The 18,844-nt window shown below is 57.1% G+C and carries 13 protein-coding genes and 3 pseudogenes; 9 read left to right on the forward strand and 7 right to left on the reverse strand.

The window, feature by feature from the left end; translation table 11 throughout:
- Nucleotides 1-58: 58 nt before the first annotated feature.
- The 6 genes from J2Z31_RS12850 to J2Z31_RS12875 all read right to left on the reverse strand — a co-directional run bounded on the left by J2Z31_RS12850 (nt 59) and on the right by J2Z31_RS12875 (nt 7,171).
- A complete protein-coding gene (locus J2Z31_RS12850) occupies nt 59-739 on the reverse strand; it encodes a GntR family transcriptional regulator (RefSeq protein WP_209602316.1) in 681 nt (226 codons plus the stop codon).
- Nucleotides 740-1,318: 579 nt separating this feature from the next.
- Entirely contained in the window at nt 1,319-2,233 is a 915-nt protein-coding gene (locus J2Z31_RS12855; protein ID WP_209602317.1) for an ABC transporter permease, read from the reverse strand.
- 11 nt (nt 2,234-2,244) lie between these two features.
- Entirely contained in the window at nt 2,245-3,489 is a 1,245-nt protein-coding gene (locus tag J2Z31_RS12860; protein WP_209602318.1) for an ABC transporter permease, read from the reverse strand.
- 2 nt (nt 3,490-3,491) lie between these two features.
- A complete protein-coding gene (locus J2Z31_RS12865) occupies nt 3,492-4,676 on the reverse strand; it encodes an ABC transporter ATP-binding protein (protein WP_209602319.1) in 1,185 nt (394 codons plus the stop codon).
- Nucleotides 4,677-4,905: 229 nt separating this feature from the next.
- Nucleotides 4,906-6,057 (reverse strand): M24 family metallopeptidase, encoded by a 1,152-nt coding sequence (locus tag J2Z31_RS12870; RefSeq protein ID WP_209602320.1) that lies wholly within the window; start codon nt 6,055-6,057, stop codon nt 4,906-4,908.
- A 37-nt stretch (nt 6,058-6,094) separates the two neighbouring features.
- The gene (locus J2Z31_RS12875) at nt 6,095-7,171 is read right to left on the reverse strand and encodes an ABC transporter substrate-binding protein (protein ID WP_209602321.1); all 1,077 of its coding nucleotides are present in this window, start codon (nt 7,169-7,171) and stop codon (nt 6,095-6,097) included.
- A gap of 372 nt (nt 7,172-7,543) precedes the next feature.
- Here J2Z31_RS12875 and J2Z31_RS12880 point away from each other — a divergent pair, with 372 nt between their 5' ends.
- The gene (locus tag J2Z31_RS12880; protein ID WP_209602322.1) at nt 7,544-7,891 is read left to right on the forward strand and encodes a hypothetical protein; all 348 of its coding nucleotides are present in this window, start codon (nt 7,544-7,546) and stop codon (nt 7,889-7,891) included.
- A 45-nt stretch (nt 7,892-7,936) separates the two neighbouring features.
- Here J2Z31_RS12880 and J2Z31_RS29215 read toward each other — a convergent pair.
- Nucleotides 7,937-8,287 (reverse strand): annotated as a pseudogene (locus tag J2Z31_RS29215) (IS5/IS1182 family transposase); the annotation flags it as partial.
- A 721-nt stretch (nt 8,288-9,008) separates the two neighbouring features.
- Between J2Z31_RS29215 and J2Z31_RS12890 the strand changes: the two are divergent.
- The 8 genes and pseudogenes from J2Z31_RS12890 to J2Z31_RS29220 form a co-directional block, all read left to right on the forward strand.
- Nucleotides 9,009-10,007, forward strand: a complete 999-nt coding sequence (locus J2Z31_RS12890) for an isopenicillin N synthase family dioxygenase (RefSeq protein WP_209602324.1) — start codon at nt 9,009-9,011, stop codon at nt 10,005-10,007.
- Nucleotides 10,008-10,395: 388 nt separating this feature from the next.
- On the forward strand, nt 10,396-11,103 hold the full coding sequence (locus J2Z31_RS12895; protein WP_234939425.1) for a GntR family transcriptional regulator: 708 nt from the start codon (nt 10,396-10,398) through the stop codon (nt 11,101-11,103).
- A gap of 93 nt (nt 11,104-11,196) precedes the next feature.
- Nucleotides 11,197-11,634, forward strand: coding sequence for a hypothetical protein (locus J2Z31_RS12900; RefSeq protein WP_209602326.1), 438 nt, complete (start codon nt 11,197-11,199; stop codon nt 11,632-11,634).
- Between the two features lie 342 nt (nt 11,635-11,976).
- Nucleotides 11,977-12,969: an adenosine kinase gene (locus tag J2Z31_RS12905; protein WP_209602327.1), complete on the forward strand. Its 993-nt coding sequence runs from the start codon at nt 11,977-11,979 to the stop codon at nt 12,967-12,969.
- A gap of 950 nt (nt 12,970-13,919) precedes the next feature.
- On the forward strand, nt 13,920-14,075 hold the full coding sequence (locus J2Z31_RS12910) for a hypothetical protein (RefSeq protein WP_209602328.1): 156 nt from the start codon (nt 13,920-13,922) through the stop codon (nt 14,073-14,075).
- 560 nt (nt 14,076-14,635) lie between these two features.
- Nucleotides 14,636-14,863: a helix-turn-helix domain-containing protein gene (locus tag J2Z31_RS29955; protein WP_408022035.1), complete on the forward strand. Its 228-nt coding sequence runs from the start codon at nt 14,636-14,638 to the stop codon at nt 14,861-14,863.
- Between the two features lie 2,092 nt (nt 14,864-16,955).
- Nucleotides 16,956-17,856, forward strand: a pseudogene (locus J2Z31_RS12920) (IS110 family RNA-guided transposase).
- 18 nt (nt 17,857-17,874) lie between these two features.
- Nucleotides 17,875-18,410, forward strand: a pseudogene (locus tag J2Z31_RS29220) (ISNCY family transposase); the annotation flags it as partial.
- Between the last annotated feature and the right edge of the window lie 434 nt (nt 18,411-18,844).

The raw sequence follows: 18,844 nt of genomic DNA on the forward strand, positions 1-18,844 counted from the left end.
CTTCAATGGGCCGGACTCTAATCCAATCTGGAGGAAATTACCCGTGGCAGGTCAAGTGCTATGACCGTTGCCTTGATGCGATCCGCTTCCAACAGAAATTGATGTAGTTGCGCTTGACGTAGCCGATCGCCTCTATGTCGTTTTCGCGCGCTGCCGTGAGGAGGTCGTTGATCTCCAATTGCAGCAGGCCAACCGCCTCAGGCCAGATATCGCGAGACACATCGTACCACACTCTCGCTGCCCTAAAGTAGAGATTGTGCCACATCTCAAGAAAGGTTTTGTTGAGCACAAGGTCGCTAATGGCAAAATGCAATCGATGGTTGATACGCCAGTGTTCATGAACATCAAATTTGTCCATTAGCACGCGAGACCTCGTAAGCAGAGCTTCCAGGATGGCGACGTCAGCCGCCGTCACCTCTCGCGTGTCGATCCGCCCGAATAATCGCGACATCTCGACCCTGATTCCGAAGACCTCTCGCAACTGCTCCTGGTCCAATGTTGTCACGAAAGTACCGATGCCGTTCCTCACCTCCACCAGCCCCTCAATTGAGAGTCGCTGCAACGCTTCACGCACCGGCGTCCGACTGACATTGAACTCTCCGGCAATGTCGTTTTCACGGAGCATCGCACCGGGCCTGTATTCTAGGAGGCAGATGCGATCTCTGAGCAGATCGTGAATTTCAGTTGCCGCCGGCTTTCTTGCCTCTCCATCGCTGCCAATCGTCACGCCACTTGCCATTCCGGTCTATCCTTGTAACTCCAAGTGATGTGGGCCGCTCGCCCACTAAGCAATGCACCTATTGAACTCGTTGCGAATTCAATCTCTTATAGAGGATATTGAACTCCTGTAGCCACGGCAAAACGGCCTGCGTTTCGATAAGATGGTCTAGCCGGGCTTTTTTGTGCGTACCTTGCGTTGCGATCCCATCAGAAAAGGTTTCAAGCGAGGTCTCCTGCCTCGCCACGGCGGCAGTCCGTAGCTCCCGCGAAGTCGCCCGCACTTGAGCGGGCGTGAGTCCCAGCTCTAAGAACCAGCTGAGGCAACCTGTTCGGGCCGTACCGCAAGAAGGATCCAGTCACTCTCGGCCAGCATGCTCGTTTCATTCGCGGCCACGGTGCAGTTAAAGGTAGCGGCCAGCGTTTTCGCCTTAGCAGGCTGTACGGCGAGAGCAGAATCCGACCGCCAAATCCGCCCTTGCGTAGGGCGGCAATGAGATTGGCCGAGAAGTCGCTGGAACCAGTAACTCTGATGGTCGGCATATTCATACTGCAGCTCCAATCTGGGATGGCCTCTTTTCCTTAATACGAAACCTAATGATTAGGCTGGCGTGACGCCGCGTATGCGTTCCGCCCGCCGCCGCAGAACTTCCATCACCATTAGAAGCAAAATCGAGAAGCAGACCAGAATACTCGCGACTGCAAGGATTGCTGGCGAGATCTGCTCGCGAATGCCGGCCCACATCTGCCGCGGTATGGTGCGCTGCTCGTAGTCAGCAAGAAAGATAACCGCGACGACCTCATCGAACGACGTCCCAAACGCAAACAGTGCGCCGGAGATCACTCCGGGCAAGATTAGCGGCATGATGATTTTCAAAAATATGACGAGCGGCCCAGCGCCGAGCATTTGGCCGGCGCGTATAAGGCTGCGGTCGAACCCAGCCATTGCCGCGGTCACGGTGATAACTACGAAGGGCGCGCCAAAAACCGTGTGCGCAACGACGATGCCGAGATAGTTGTTAGTAAGCCCAAGCTTGGCGAATAAAAAGAACATGCTGGCAGAGGTCACGATGACAGGCACGATGATTGGAGAGATAAGCAGCGCGATGATAAACCGCCTCGCTGGCATGGCCTCCTGTGAAAGCCCGAGCGCAGCTAGGGTGCCTAGCAGCGTTGAAAGCAAAGTTGCGCCGATTGCAATGGAGAAGCTGTTCTTGGCCGAGTGAACCCACTGGCTATTCTGCCAAACGTCCGACAGCCAGGCCCAACTTGCCACCGGGAGATCTTGGTTTACCATTCCGTTTTCAAGAACGTCACGATACCAACGAAGAGAGAATGCAGCCGGATCCAATTTCAACATGCCTTCGGTGAAGGTGAAGTAAGGTTCCGCATTAAACGAGAGCGGAATGATCACTAGCACCGGCATCACCAAGAAAAGAAGAACGATGATGCAAAAGGCTCTCAAAGAGTAGTACCACAGACGTTCCCATGGGCGAGCGTAAACGGGCAAAGACATCGCACTCTATTTCAACCTAATTTGAAGCCATCGACCTTGGCCAACCGGTTATATGCCCAATAGAGCAGGAGGACACCCACGAGCAGCAAGGACGAAAGCGCGGCAGCAAGGCCCCAGTTAAGCGATTTCTGAACCTGGTAGGCGATCATGTTGGAGATAAGCGTCCCGCTTTCACCACCCACGAGCGCTGGCGTGATGTAATAGCCAAGGGAGAGAATGAAGACTAGTAGGCAGCCAGCCGCAACCCCCGGTTTAGTCTGAGGTAGATAGACGCGGATAAAGGCGGTGTATTGATTGGCGCCAAGTGACCGCGCCGCGCGCATATAGGAGAAGGGCACCGTCTTCATCACTGAATAGAGTGGCAGAATCATAAACGGCAAAAGGATGTGGGTCATCGCAATTATCGTGCCCACGCTGTTGAAGATCAACGAAAGCCGGTTGCTATCGCTGATCGCGCCGGTCCAGACTAACAGGGAGTTGATTACGCCTTGGTTCTGCAAAAGCACGATCCAGGCCGTGGTCCGAACCAGAAGAGATGTCCAGAAGGGGAGCAGCACAAGGATCATCAACAGGTTGGCATAGCGCATCGGAAGGACTGAAAGCCAGTATGCGACCGGGAACCCGAACAACAGGCAGCACAGCGTGACGAGTGCTCCTATCCAAAATGTTCGTAGAAAAAGCGGCAGGAAGATTCGCTTGTCCTCGGGCTGGGTCGTAATTTCGCCCTGCCTGTTGATCTTTAGGTCGAGTGCGGCAATGTAGAAGCGGCTAGTATAGGCTTTGGAGAGGCCGTAAAGTGCCTGCCAAATTTCGGGTTTGGACCAATCATTGTCCAAAGCGACAAGCGCCTCGCGATAGGGTGGCTGTAAACGGTCAACGCCGCGACCAATCTTCATGATAAGTCCGCGCGCGCCTGGCAACTCCACGTTAACGAGGTTTGCAAGCCGACCAGTCGCCTGGCGTGTCTTAGAATCCTTAAAGTCGAGCGCCAAGGCCTCGAACACCTCATCCCCCGGCACATCTGTTCCGTCCCAAGGTGCCAACGCCGCGGCTGTACGCGGCATCTCCAGAGCGAATTCAGGGCTGTAGGTGCTCCTCTCCAGCATGCCCGCGATTGGATAGATGAAGGTAGCGGTCACAAAAATGAGCAGGGGCGCGACGAGCAGAAAAGCGCTCAATTTCTGACGGCGAAGCGCCGACGAGAGTTGCGTTTTCAGTAAGGCGTGATCGTCGGCTGCAAGGACTGCCTCAGTCATTTCTATCGCCCCGCCCCTCGTTTGAAGGCGCGGCAATCCCGAGCCAGCCAACCGACGCGTTTCACGTCGCCCTTCATAACCGCCCCACCCTGACCGTCATTGGCCACTTTGACGACAATAGGCTTCTGTCCGGCGACGGTCAGCCGGATCCGCACGTGGTCGCCGTGGTAGATGAGCTTGTCCACAGTCGCCTCAAGAGTGGACATATCGGCGGTACGGGAAGGGTTCAGCACAACCCGCTCCGGTCGAACTGAAAGGACAATTTCATTTCCATCCCCGAGCTCGCCAACTTGGGAAGCCTTCACAACCTGCCCGTTCGGCAGCCTAACGGCGCAGATCCCGTTCCTACCGCGATCTTCTAACAACCCCGTGAGGCAGTTGTTCTCACCGATGAAATCCGCAACGAACGCGGTGGCTGGCTTCTCGTACAGGTCTGCCGGCCTGGAGAGCTGTTGGATTTCGCCATCATTGAAGACCGCCACGCGATCAGACATGGTCAACGCCTCGCTCTGATCGTGCGTGACATAGACGATGGTAACGCCGAGTCGATCATGTAGCGACTTGATCTCATACTGCATCTGCTCTCGCAGCCGCTTGTCTAATGCACCTAGAGGCTCGTCCATCAGAACCAGTTCCGGTTCGAAGATCAACGCGCGTGCGACCGCAACACGTTGCTGCTGCCCCCCGGAAAGCTGCGCTGGCCGCCGGTTCCCCAAAGTTTCTAGTTCGACCATTTCCAAAGCCGCGTTGACGCGCTTTTTGATTTCGACCTTCGACATCGATCTGACCTGCAACGGAAAAGCGAGGTTTTCGGCGACTGTCATATGGGGGAAAAGAGCGTAGTTCTGGAAGACCATTCCTATCCCTCGTTTGTCGGGCGGAACGCGATTGATGGACTTGCCGTTCAGCAAAATTTCGCCGTGGGTAGCCGGCTCGAAACCCGCAAGCATCATCAGAGTGGTCGTCTTGCCAGATCCAGATGGTCCGAGAAGCGTGAGGAACTCCCCGCGCGCGATGTTCAGACTTAGATTTCGGACGACGAGACGTTCCGAGTCATACGTCTTTTGGACATTCACGAAACGAACGATCGCGTCTTCCAACGTCGCGCTGGTTTTCTGCACGCGCTCCTTAAGGTTAGCGGGTTTAACTGTGTTCAAAGCTTTCTCCAGTTCGTTGGAGCCTGGCATTGAGTGGTCCTGTTCCTCTTGACGCTTGCGAGGGATGCCAAGGGCGTCATCCAAAGGTAACTAGGTATGACCTTCGCATCGGCACCCCGGCCATGGTCCATCGTCATAGGTCCCCTCCTTCAAGCCTCTTCTGTTGAAGCCCTCGGCCGCTCGGGTAGCGCCGCGTTAAGGTCTGCACGCCGACCTCTTGCCGGGCACAACATTGAGGTTGCACTTCTCTGCAGCCACATCACGCGTAAAGGATCGTCCGTGGGTAGTTCGTCAGGTACTCAAAGCCAGTCTCTGTGACGACTATCGAGTCACCGATGCGGCCTCCAAGTCTTCCGTCCACGGTAACGCCGCCGTCCACCGCGAAGGTCATGCCGGCTTGGAGGACTGTCTTGTCCCCTATCTTCAGTTCAGGTGCCTCGAGATAAGCCACGCCAATTGACCGGCCGGTACGATAGCCGCTCGTATAGCCGGCCTCGGCATAGGAATCATTCGCTGCCTGGGCTACGCTCTCTGCCGTGACGCCAGCACGAATGGACCGTAACGCAACCTGTTGTGCGTCGATCGCCGCCTGCTGTATCTTTACCGCTTCGTCGCTCGCCTCTTGGACGAAGAACATACGGTCGAAACCGAGCTTGTACTGCTTGAACTGAGCCATATTGCAGAAGCAGAAGTAGACTGGATCTCCTTTTGCAAGAAGCTTCGTGCTCGACCGACGATGGACCATCGAGGTGTCCGCGCCGGACTGCATAATCTGTAGGTTATGAATTAAGGGTGAGACGAATGCCTCCCAGCCCTTCGCGGTAAGGAAGCCTGCGGCTTGGCGGGTACCTGCCGCCATAACAGCGAGCGCAGATTCATATTCCGGGGCCCCAATTTCAAGTGATTGATGGGCAGCAGCCATCATGGCCCCGGCAATTTGGCCCGCTTGCTTCATAACTTCGATTTCGGCAGACGACTTAATCATTCGCATCTCGCCGAGCGTACGCGAAATGTTCTTGAGCGGTACGGAGCTATATTGGTCATCGAGGAAGTTTCGAACAATCGCAGGAACGCTGTCCGCCTCGATCCAAAGAGCATCAGGCGCCTTCCCAATGGCGTTGCGCAGAACATTCTCCCATCGGTTGGGACCAGAGTCCTCCCAGCCGCGAACATTTGCCACCCAAGTCATCTTCGACACCATCTCACTCTCCATGAGTGGCGTTATGACTGCAGGCTCCTCGTCCGGACGGACGAGGAGGAAGGTCGGTCGACCGAATTCGATCGACAGATAACCCCAGAAACCTGCGAGGTAGGCAATGGAACTCTCGTCAGTGAAGATCGCGAGTTCGATGCCCTCGGCGCTCAGACGATCCTGCAAGGCGCTTGTTCTCGCTCGTGCTTCTTCAAGCATCGCTAAACTCTCCGATTAAATTTGATGATGTGAGCGCTTACTTGCTCAGCCAGACAACGAAGCGCTCGTTGATAGAGTCGCCATGGTCTGCCCAAAACTCAACGTCGTTGTGAATTGCGGTCGCGAAGTTGGACTTCTCAGTTGGCAGATAAGGGCGCATTTTATCATCCGCCAACTCAGCTGCAGACTTGCGAGCCGGACCGTAGGCAATATTTGAAGCCTGTACAGCCATTTGCTCTGGCCTCGCCGCAAACGCAATAAACTTCTTAGCAGCATCAATATTATGCGCACCCTTGGGGATCGCCCAAAATTCCGGTGCCCAAATTTGCCGATCCCAAATTGTGGTAAACGGTTTTCCTCCAACGGCAGCAGCAGTGTAGATACGCCCGTTCGCTGCCATCGTCATTGCAACTTCCTTATCGGCCAGAAGCTGCGGCGCTTGGGCGTGCGCGTCCCACCACACAACATGGTCTCGGATTGTATCAAGTTTGCTAAGGGCACGCTCTACACCATCCGGTGTGGCAAGTACGTCATAGACGTCCTTGGCATCAACGCCATCAGCAATTAGCGCCCATTCCAACACGGCCTGCGGCTTCTTCATCAGGCCGCGCTTGCCAGGAAAACGTTCGAGGTCGAAAAAATCAGCCATCTTCGACGGCTTGTCGCCAGGGAACATGTCATCATTGAACGCGATTACGGTGGACCAAATAATATTTCCAACACCGCAGTCTTGCAGAGTGCCCTCAACAAAGTCCGCCTTTGGATCAGTGCCGTCTGCGGCATCCGGAAGCCTGAGCTTTGTCAGCGTCTCTAGCAGACCATCATCGCACGCGCGGACAAGATCCTGCATTTCCAGGTCAACGACATCCCACGTGACGTTCCCTGTTTCCACCTGAGCGCTCAATTCGCCGAGGCCACCATTGTAGTCAACCATGTTGGTCTTGATGGAGCTTTCCCTCTGGAAGGGCGCAAGGAAGGCTTGCTTTATGCTTTCCCCGTAACTTCCGCCGAACGAGACGACCGTTACCGATCCTCCTTCGGCCAAGGACGGCGCGGCCGATGCGACAACGACAGTAACGAGAATGCACGTGCTAAACAGCAGTTTCAACGACATCCAAGCTTCCTTTGTCCCTGCTCACCGGCAGGTATATACATCCTCCTATGGAAGCCGCACCCAGTCAAGGAAATTGTTGAGCTTTTCCGGCTTCACGATCCAGAGAACCGGGCCGCTCTTTGCAATGGGGCGTCTTAGCTGCATACATGTCAATTGTTTATTCCTGGTTTTGCCCGCGCCAATCAGGACGCCCGTTCCAGGCCGCGGGGCTCAGTGAGTGTGAACCAGCGGGTGAGATACGCAGCGCTGCCAAAACCGGCGGAACCGTGATTTCCAAGTACTCACGTCGGAGAACCATCGACGCGGCAAAACGATTCCGAACGCCCTTTCACTGTCGAATGGCGCGTCATCTCAAAGAGGAACCTCTTTAAAATGCGGGTGCCGGACGGGCGGCCGACCAGCCCGAACTGCGAATGCATCGACCCAGCGGTGACGCCAACCCGCAACAACAAGTGCATTGCTCCCGAGAACGGCGCAATCGGGAGCCCGCATGGTCGGCTCAAGAACGCATCTGCGATGCCCTGTTGCTCCGCGACCCGCGACTTCGACGATCTCGACGCCTATCACGGCTTCATTGATGAAGATCGTCAACAGCGCAATGCCCGCCATTGCAAGCCATCGATGCCGCGCACGCGGTGCCGCAGCCGCTACCGGGTACGCGCACCGGCGACTTTGAAGAGGTTGTCGCGCGTCTATCGTAGCGCGGCCTCACATTGGTAAGGTCTTTTACACCGGTCAGCACGGCTCATCAGCATCGGTTGGCCTGCGAATTTGCGACGACCGTCTGGATCCCTTCGTCGCATAGCCAGCATCGAGGCCGACCGCCTTGACGAAGGCGAAGCGCTTGCGCTGCCGGTCGGCGCGATCGAGATAAAGGATTGAATCGTGCACGTTGGCGGATGTCGCGAAGGTGTCGGTGATTATCGCGCGGCGGCCGTTCACCGTATGGCAGTCGAGGTGGAAGAGCCCTTCGGCTTACCTTCGCGGTCCATGTAGCCGCTCTCCCGAACGGGGCGCGACTGCTTCGTCTCCTTCCTCCTGGCCGGCGCTGCTTCATTGCTAGCGGCTTCTGGTCGTGCAGGTGCGTTCCGCCTCGATTGCCCGGCGCAACTTCTCGCTCGAGCGCCGCCATCTCAAGCGTGGTCTGTTCGGGGCCGGTTTTCTTCTACATGACACTCAATGAATCAAAAACCCCTTGCAGACACAGGGCTTTTTTCAGCAGTCTTTGCCCGCAAAGCGGGCCCTCATTCTCGTATGGCTCTGGCGACGAGACCGTCAGGCTCGGCATGCTCGCCCACTACAGAAAGGAAGGTCATTCGAAGACTTCGATTATGCAGGCCTTGGTCAGAAACCGTCGCAGCAGGGTCTGCGCCACAGCGTTCGGATTGAGGAGCGTCGGCGATGAACGCCGACCAGCGTTAAGGCAGACACACACATATCAGAATCCTTGTTGGCCTGAGCGGTCGTAGCGGACCAGGGTGGTCGCGGACGTGATGCTAGGGCCTGGTCAGCGGGTTTGAAATCATCATCGAAAGCCGCGGCATTGGACAGGCTCTTTCAGTCTTGAGGCATTACGAACGTCTCCACCTCGAAGTTGCTGTGAATCGGCTGAGTTGGATCGGGAACGTTGTCCCTCAACCCGCACCCTGTACACAAGACTCGGTATCTTGCAAATCTGCCCAGCTTGTTTGTCGGAAACCTTACAACAATTTTGCCTCACGACGAGGTAAAAGCGGACAGGTTAAAGCAAGCACTTAGAATAAAAGAGTTTTTTCTTTGGCATGGCTTTTGCTTGAGACAGGTGTTTGTGTTCCTCAAGAATAGTGGGATGATGTCCATGACCAAAACAGATCTCGACGACCGGCTTCGTGCGCAGCGCCAATCCTTCGACAAGATACCTATTGTCGATGTAGGGCCGCTTCTGGATAATAGCGACGCTCTGGGCGTGGCCAAGGAAATCCGCTGGGCATTTGCGAACGTTGGCTTCATGTACGTAAAAAATCACGGCGTACCGGCACAATTGGTGGAGGATACCTTCGCGCAAGCCCGCGCGTTCTTCGACCAGCCGCTTGAAGAGAAGATGAAACTTCACATCGCCAATTCGGGAGTTGCATTGCGCGGTTACGTGGAGTTTTTCGGTGAAAACACAGATCCAACGAACACAAAGGATTTGAAGGAGTGTTTTGACATCGGCCCTGAACGACCTACCCTTGAGCGACCCTTCTTCGGCCCGAACCAGTGGCCGTCGGCGCTGCCCCAAGTTCGTGAGACTGTATATGCATGTCACGAGGCGATGAAGGACCTCGCGACAAATCTCCTCAGCGGAGTTGCACTCAGCCTCGACCTGCCTCGGGATTTTTTTGCTTCCAGGATAACGGATCCGATCACTTATCAACGTTTGCTTCGCTACCCGACGCAGTCGGGACGAGTAGATGAGAAAGTCATTGGCATTGGCGCGCACACCGATTACGGCTGTCTCACGATACTTGCTCAGGACAGTGTCGGAGGGCTTCAGGTCATGAACCGTGAAGGGGTCTGGGTTGAAGGAGCGCCTGTTGCCGGGACATTCGTCATCAACATCGGCGAGCTTCTGCAGATACTAACCAACGACGTGTTCATTGCTAACTTCCATCGGGTGGTAAACACATCCGGGCGAGAACGCTATTCGATTCCGTTCTTCATCGACGCGGATTACGATGCCGTGTTCGAGCCGCTTGAGAGGTACGTGAATCCATCGAACCCCTCTCGCTATTCGGCCGTTAGCTGCGGCGCGCATAAATTCGGACGCTTCGTAAAGACCTTTCCACATCTGGAAAGGGTCGGCACTGAACAATGAAAGGATCGGGTCGAGGCAATGCGGCTGACATTGCAATCGCGGCGATGAGAGCTCACAAAATACACCTGCCGAAGCCAATTGATAGGGAGACATTGCAGGCGGGCGGCCGCCGAGGATACCTTGACTACGCCGCCCTCTGCCTATCGGTTTACGGAAGAGCAGACCACCGCGGTTCTGCGTGAGCAAGAGGGGGCTGCGCCAGCCGCACCAACTCAAACTCCATGTTGATTTCCCGATCAGAATCGAGTGCGTCACACTCCGTGGCGTCAATATACGGCAGTATCACGAACTGAGACACTGTCTACGGCAGATGCCTGGGTCCGTCCTCCAAATCGAGTGCATCTTACGGAGCTTCAATCAGTTTCGCTTTTTTATCGGAGACATCTGTTTGACCAGCTACAACGTCACCGAGGCTCAGGAGTTTGCGGACTCGAGCCAGCACAGCGGCCGAATGACAAAGACCGATATCTATCATGCAATACGGCACCGGATCTGTCTTCTGGACTACCAACCCGGCAGCCGGTTGAACGAACGCGAGCTCGCGGCTGAATTCGGAGTCAGCCGCACGCCAATGCGTACCGTCTTGCAGCGCCTGGAATACGACGGCCTTATACTAAGCCAGCATGGGATCGGGACCGAAGTTACGTCGATCGACCTAACTTCGATACGCGATATATACGTCATCCGTATGCGGCTGATGGATGCTTTGGCGGAGTCCACAGCGCTTCCTATCACTAGCGACATCCTTCGAGAGTTCGATGAACTAAAGGAATCTTGCCGTGCGCTTCTTCGTCAGAGGAATAAGCGCCAGTTCGCCGACATTATCATTCGCCTGCATGGCATCCTGCATGGACTGAGCAGCAACACGCCACTTAAAACGTTTAATGATATTCTGTTTTTTCAGTCGGCCCAATTCTGGTTCCGATTACTTGAACGGATGGACTTCGCGAAACAGGTCAGTGATTTGATGAACGAGCTTCGGATGATCCGCACCGCCCTTGAACTGGAGGATGTACGGCTGGTCGCGACCATCCACAAGGCGCATCTTGCAACAGTTCTATCGCGATTAGATGCTATGGGTATCGATACAGACTAAAACATGTCGTTGAGATCTCGTTCCGCGCGAAATGTGAGTCTTTGACCGTCAGCGCTGGGTGGACGCCGCACCAGACAACATCGGCGTGCCAGAATGATGCGTTTGAACCGGAACGGCGGTTCGGCGAAATTTGCAGCGGCATTGATCTGGATGAAAGTTCAGTGGTCACAGGCCGGCAAGGAGGCGGGTGCGGGCACGTCTTTAGCCCGCTCCCACTTCGCTTGTGTTGAAACAGCACCCAAATCAGACACAAAAGCCTACATAATGGACAATTTATCCGTTCAAGTTGGCATAATTCTTGCTGGTAGAGCTGTGACGTTCACGTTCGACGTAGTTCCGATGATTTCGCAGGACACCTTATACGGCTTCTTCGCGAATTTTTGCATGTTGCGTGAAAGACGGACATTGCCAATGCCTGAGGTAAAGCTGAGTGGACCTGAGCTGCTCGCAGAAGACTCGAGGTCTCTGCAGGCTTCCCCTCGAGAATTGGGTTTTAGCCTAAAGGAAGATTTCAAATGCAAGGTAGATTGACTGCGGGCAGACGAGATTGCTCCATTTCTCAAGCGAGTTACCGCGGACACAATTTCTTGAATTTGGCGCTTAATGATTGGGGCATTGCAGATTGTTGACCGTACGGGTCCCAGAGTCGCAAGTATACACGATTTGGGGACAGCATGCTGCCTCGCCGCCTGCACCAACCTGACCGAGGAGTGGAAGGAGAATTGCTGTCTTCAGATCAAAGCAACACGAGTACGTCGGGATGGGGCTGAGGGATCGTTTGGAGATTGGACGAAAGGTCCCTTGCCCCCCATTCCAAATCGCTAGACCCGCGACCAATATGCGAATAGAGGCGGTGCTTTAACGGAGATATGGATGCCCGATTATGACGTGCTATGCATCGGCAATGCCATTGTCGACATCATCGCGCAGTGCGACTACGCATTCCTCGAGACCAACGGGATCGTCAAGGGCGCGATGAACCTGATAAACGCCACGCGCGCCGACTTACTCTACAGGCGCATGAGCGCGGCAATCGAATCCTCCGGCGGCAGCGCCGGCAACACGGCCGTGGGCGTGGCGAACTTTGGCGGACGCGCCGCTTTCATCGGCAAGGTGTCCAGCGATCCCCTCGGCGAAGTCTACACCCGCGACATCCGTGCGCAGGGCGTCGCCTTCGAAACCAAGCCGCTGGAAAACGAGCCGCGGACGGCCCGCTCTATGATCTTCGTCACGCCGGACGGCGAGCGCTCCATGAACACCTATCTCGGCGCATCCATCGAACTCGGCCCAGAGGATGTCGAGGCCGACAAGGTCTCCGGCGCCAAGGTCACCTATTTCGAGGCCTACCTGTGGGATACAACGCGCGCGAAGGACGCGATCCGGCAAACTGCCACGCTGGCGCGCGCAGCCGGCCGGGAAGTGTCTATGACGCTGTCGGATCCCTTCTGTGTCGACCGTTATCGCGACGAGTTCCTCGAACTGATGCGATCGGGCAACGTCAACATCGTCTTTGCCAACAGCAAGGAGATCAAATCACTCTACCAGACTGCTTCCCTCGAGGAAGCAGTCGCCGCTATCCGCAAGGATTGCAAAATCGCCGCCGTCACTCGTTCCGAAAAGGGATCAGTGATCGCTTGCGGCAATGAGACAGTAGTTATCGACGCGATGCAGATCAAAGAACTGGTCGACACGACGGGCGCCGGAGACCTCTATGCCGCCGGCTTTCTCTACGGCTACACAAGCGGACGCAGCCTCAAAGAGTGCGGTAATCTGGGCTCGCTGGCTGCATCGGTGGTTATTCAGCAGATCGGACCGCGCCCGTGGAGAAACCTGCGCCGCGAGGCTGAGCAGGCGGGCCTGCTGTAGTGACGGCAGCTGCCGCTTTCCCGCTGGTGTAGGCGCACGGGGACAGCCTCATCAGGTGGCCAGTTTTTCCGCGCATGCGATCGGGCGTCGATACCGTTGAGGCAAGGAAAGCTGGAACGAGTCCAGCTATTATGCTATGGGCACGTTCTGGCGAGGCGGAGGGTTGCAATCTGTATTCAGTTGCCTCAATCCATCGTGCCTGTAGCACGCCGATCAACGGACATCGATGCTTATTTTGTCCAGGCAACGGGACGATGGTCCCGCGTGTCGATCGCCAACACCACTTCGGCTCTGTGCCGATTTCTGCGCTACGCAGGAAAGCGGGGGATGTGCGCAGGCAGTCTGGCCGGATCGATTTCCCGTCCCCGGCTCTACCACGGGAGTCTCTGCAGTACGCGCCGAACTGGGCAGACATGCAGCGCGTGTTGGCCGATGCCGAGACCGAAAACCGGCGGGACACCCGCGATCGTGCAATCCTGCTGTCGGTTGCGGTCTATTGGAAATGCGTAGCGGGGAAGTAGTAGCATTACGCCTCGATCAGATCGACTGGGCCCGTCGGAACCCACGGCTTCTCTGTCTCAAGCGCCGCCCGCCGGAGATTTATCCGTTGTTTCGTCTGTTGCTGAGGCGCTCGCCCGCTACATCGACACGGTGCGGCCGTCGTCGTAGAGCCCGGAAGTCTTCCTCTGCATGCAAGCGCCCGTCGGCCGTTGAAGCGGGGAGCATCCATGATGGAGCGAACCACAGATGTCGCGCCGGGACTCGAAGGGCCCCATCGCCGGGGCACGCGGTAGCCATGCCTGCGCCTCCCGTGTTCTTGCCGAAGGTCTGTCGATAAGGGAGATCCGGGACCACTTGGGGCACCGTAGCGCGGCGACAACCAGTATCCACGCCAAGGTGAACTTGGCAGCCCTTCGCGAGGTTAGTGCAATCGACCTGGGAGGGCTGCAATGATGCTGAGAAATTTCATTGAGGTTTATCTGGCCAAGCAGCGGTCATTGGGCATCCGTTTCGAGTCCGCCGAAGTGCTGATGAGCTATTTCGAGCGAGGATTTGAAGCAAGAGGTTCCGGCAATCCGCCAAACATGTGCTTATTAACAAACTAAACCACAAAAGCTAAGTCTCCCCTCGTCGACCGCCGTGCGGCGCCTTATGCCGTTGGTGGGCCACATCCTCGGGGTGGTCCCGAGGTGCATGCATCCATTCTGGCCGCTTATCTTGGGTCGGATCCGCTCACACCTATGTTGTTGGCAGAAGTCGCGAGCTCTCTGCCGCAGATCGATATCGTTGATCACCGTTTGTTGGGGCTGCGACACTCCGCGCAAAACGTCATCGTCACTTGTCGAGACACGGCGCAAAACAAGCACGGTCGAGCGAAGCTCTCAGCCGACCTAGTGCAACTAGCCTTGGTTGCTGAAGGGAGCCTGGACCGAAGGGCAGTTTTCTCCAGCAGGTACTCTGACTACCTGCTGTGGCTGCCGATAGAGCAGGACGTTCTGAGCAGACTTACCGCCTGCGTCGCCGAAATCGGGCGGCGTTCGGCGCCGCATTCTTCTCAGCCGATCCAGTGGTGCAGGCCTCGCGCGATCTGCTGGCGCAGCGGGTCGACCAGCGGATCACGCTAAGCAAATTGGGTCGCACGCTCCGGACCAAGAAGACAACGCTCGTGGACCGCTTCGAGACATCCTTTAACTGCGGCCCAATGACTTGGTTACGGCACTGCCGGATGACCTTGGCCGCCGCGCGCTTGCAAAGCGGGCACGAAAGGGTCGCCAAGGTCGCAGAGTCCTTGGGGAGAACAGCAACAACTTCTCAAACGGCGTTCAAGGCGTTTCACCGGGTCTCGCCGCTACGCTATCGCAAAATGGTCGTGGGCAGAGAAAAGTCTGCCTAACGCAAAGGTGGGACAACCTGCTGGCGATCGGAGGACTCATTCACGATTACATGCACCCATTATCCCGCCATCGATTCACAAAAACTGGACATCAACACCCGGACAGACAGGATCCCGACGTTTCGATCGGCGGGCAAAAACAGAAGAGTTATTCAAACAGGCTTGTCGGCACCTCTCGCTCAGCCCCATTCTCTCCCTGCTTGCCAAGGCAATCATTGCCCAGGCGGCCGGAATTGCCGTGGTTTACTGGTCTTTGAGATGAACTTGCGCCCCGCAGGACTGGGCCGATACGCCGCAGCGCAATTCCGCCTGTGGCCCTACGAGGAAGCGGTGCTCACCGACCCCATTCCGAATGGACCTACGGTCATCCCGTCGATCCCGGCTGTGCGGCCCGCCTCGGTTCGAGCTACACGCCGCCAGGCGTGGCGCAGCGTGCGCAGGTCGGTGACCCAACCCCACATGTCAACGTGTCTTCAGGATTTGCCTTACTGCACTGATAGAGTTTGCGTTGAACGCTGAGTACCCAGGCCTTGTCGGCCTGGTGATCCATGTCCACAGATCGCTTCTCCGTCGTGCAAGTCTACCGTCCTCCGGCTTCCCCTCGCCTTATGCGTGGCTTCCCGCACCCCGACTACTACGAAAGCTCCGCCCTTGGGGTCGTCCATCTCCAGCCGTCGCGGCGAGTCCAGTTTCGTGCTGGGCAGACAAAGTTCCCGTGTTCCAATTTCCAAACTTGATGCCCTTAGTCGGTGAGCTCCACCCCGTGCGATGCGGGAGATGGGTCAAAGGAGCGGCTCCCATCCCGGACGCTACTGCGCCCAGCAGCAAGGATCAACGAACCTCACCGCTTCTGATCGCTGTCAGCGCCTCCGCGCCATTGCGCCATCCGAGGCGATTTCTGTGTTGCCAAGCTTCAGTCGCCCACTTCGTTGTCTCACCATAGGCTCTGCAGTAGCCCGGCCTACGATCAATGGCTCGCATCCGGTATGTTAGAGGCCGATCTGCGTATGCCACCCGCCCGGCAACGCCCCGGTCAGGCTGCTCGGCCCCCTTCCGTCCACTGCTGCCATGGACGGGCGCATCACAGCCGTCGAAAATCAGCAGGTTTGAGATCCCCGTTATCCCTGCAACTTAATAAAACTATGGCTGTGGACCGGAATTCTGGAGAGCGGCGAGGCGTATGAGACTGACAGGGCACTCCGCAAGGGCGGGCATCAGTCCGTTCCTCGCCAACATTCTTGCACTACATCCTTGATCCTGGGATCAATGGGCTCGTCGCAATGACCGCATTTGTGATCGTGCGCTGTGCCGACGACTTCGTTATGGGTTCGAAGAAGCTACGGTTACTACGGAGGCCGCATAACTGTCCCGCACTGAAAGGGTTCTATCAGCAAACCGCCGCATATGGTTCCGCCGCTTGAGGCGACGAGGTCAGAAAAGCCGGCGTTGAGTTGGTTGGAATTTGAAATCCTGACCGTACGCTTAACGCTGCCAGCATCCCACACATCACTCGAACTTGGGCGCAGGTTCGGATATGACGCGGGTTACTCTCGGGAAGAGCCGGGTGCGGGAAATCCGCCACCGGATCTCTGCGGGCAAAGCCGAATGACATAGCTACTCGACCGTTATCACTAATTGGCCTTCGGATTACCCAATGCTGCTTTTCAGAACCGGAAGGCGACCGAATCGCCTGTCGGAAAGACGGCAGAGTTACGTCGGGCTTCCTACGTTCGTGTCATGATCGTGCACCGCTATACCCAACCGAAGCGGCTGTTTTTAGAGAATTTTCTTGTTTGGCACGACACATGCTCGGCCGTCTGCAGCAGTTAGCGCCAAGAAGCTGAAGGAGGTCTCATCGGAGCGCAGTATCTTGCACCGATGTTGGGCGAGACATGCAGATCGCGGCTGGTCTCCTTGACCGCCCAAACCTGAGCATGGAAGGCGCAACGCACGCGGGCAATCGTGTTCAACACAGTTCACGATCTCGCTTCTTTAGTCGCCTGGCAGAGCTGGGCCTTCGTCCGCCGTTCCATCGACCCGAACAGTCGCCCCGGCCCGCAAGCGAAGCCCGATTTAGGCAAGGATGGGGAAAATGGACGCGACTTCCGTAGGGGCCGACGTTTCGCAGGACTGGTTGGACGTGCACGTGCTGCCGACAGGCGAGCACTTCCGGGTTGGCAATGATGATGCTGGCATTGCCGAACTGCGGGAAAGACTCTTCCGGCTTTCACCGGAGCGGATCGCACTGGAGGCCACGTGCGGCCTCGAGCGGCTCGCGGTGGCGGCCTTGGCGGCGGCGGGTCTGCCGGTGGTCGTGGTCAATCCGGCGCAGGTGCGCGCCTTCGCCGAGGCGCTCGGCAAGCGCGCCGATCCGATCGACGCGGCGGTAATCGCCGCCTACGGCACCGCCGTGCGGCCGCAGTTGCGGCCGTTGCCCACGGCAACGACCCGCGCGCTGGCCGACCTCGTCGCCCGTCGGCGACAGATCGTCCAAGTGATCATGGCCGAGCAGAACCGTCTGCGCACGGCGAGCAGCCGTCAGGCCCTCAAGAGCATCAGGCGGCTGCTTGCCGCGCTGAAGCGCGAGCTGGAAGCGATCGACGCCGATATCGACGGCTACATCCGCAAGTCGCCGCTGTGGCAGATCAGGGAGAAGCCGCTCATCTCCATGCCCGGCATGGGGCCGACGGTGGCGAGAATCTTGCTCGCCGAACTTCCGGAACTCGGGAGCCTCGACCGCCGTCAGGTCGCGGCGCTCGCAGGGCTGGCACCCTTCGCCGGTCAGTGGGGCAAGTGGCGCGGGAAGAGCTTCATCGGAGATGGGCGCAGTTCCGTGCGCGCGGCGCTGTTCCTGATGGCTCTCGCCGCCATCCGCCACAACCCTCACCCTCACGGCACTCCGCGACCGCCTCGTCGCCGTCGGCACCGTGCGCAAACTGCTCATACTCATCAACGCCATGATCCGGGACCAAAAACCCTGGCAGACCGCTTGACGGCCAAAAACAGTCGCCGCGGCCAAGAAGCGCGCCCACAGATTCAGTTCACAAGCGGTCGGCCCAACCGTATCCAACTCTGCTCGAGCTGATCGAAACGGCCCGCACGACTTTGGCCGCCGATCTGGCCAGGCCGGCGACCGCCTGGCTGTCGCGACCAGGCCTTTTTCTATTGAACGATAGCAGATCGAGGCACGTCACTATCGGCCGTTGATCGAACGCATCATCACCCAGAGCGAGCGGCGCGTCCTAGTCGGCGAAACTGTGCCTACGGGTGAGAAGCTGGTCGGCATATTCGAGCCCATACCGATATCATCGTCAACGGCAGTCGCGACATCGGATACGGCCATAAGCTCAACCTGACCGCCGGCCAGAGCGGCATGATCCTCGGTCTGGTGGTGGCGGCTGGCAATCCAGCAGCCGATAGCGATTGGTTGGTGCCTGGAGCGCCACATCGCCTTCTCTGACCAGGCCCACGCCAGGCGGCTGATGGCGGCTTTGCCGCACGCGACAACTTGACCGCAGCGAAGGCTCGCGGCGTTCGCAATATGGCCGGAGGTCCAGCGCCTCCCGTCCATGGCGGCAACACAATCGCTGATTCCCTACACACAAGGGGAAGCGAAATTCGACAGTCACGAAGATTGTGGTTACCGGACTGTAGCTTTGTTGATCTTATGCAAAGCGATCTTCTCAGGCTAAGAGGGCTACCAAGCCTACAGCGGCTTAGCGCCCTGGCGGCTTACATGCTGCCTGATGTGACTAAGCACTTTTTCTCGCGGTCTTTTGTCCACCATTTGCCGATGCACTCGCACGTGGCCTCTGAGGGTCTTAAGGCGGCGAGAGAAGTTGTGGCTGAGACGAACCGGCGAGGTGCTGACGCGACTGATCATGGCGTTCGTATTCGTATCATTTGACTGTGGCCCCATGATCGCTCTTGTCGTCTTCGGTGTTCGATATCGCCCTTGATGCAAGCATTTTCGAAGGCATT

This window comes from Sinorhizobium kostiense, assembly GCF_017874595.1.
GTDB classification, from domain to species: Bacteria; Pseudomonadota; Alphaproteobacteria; order Rhizobiales; family Rhizobiaceae; genus Sinorhizobium; species Sinorhizobium kostiense.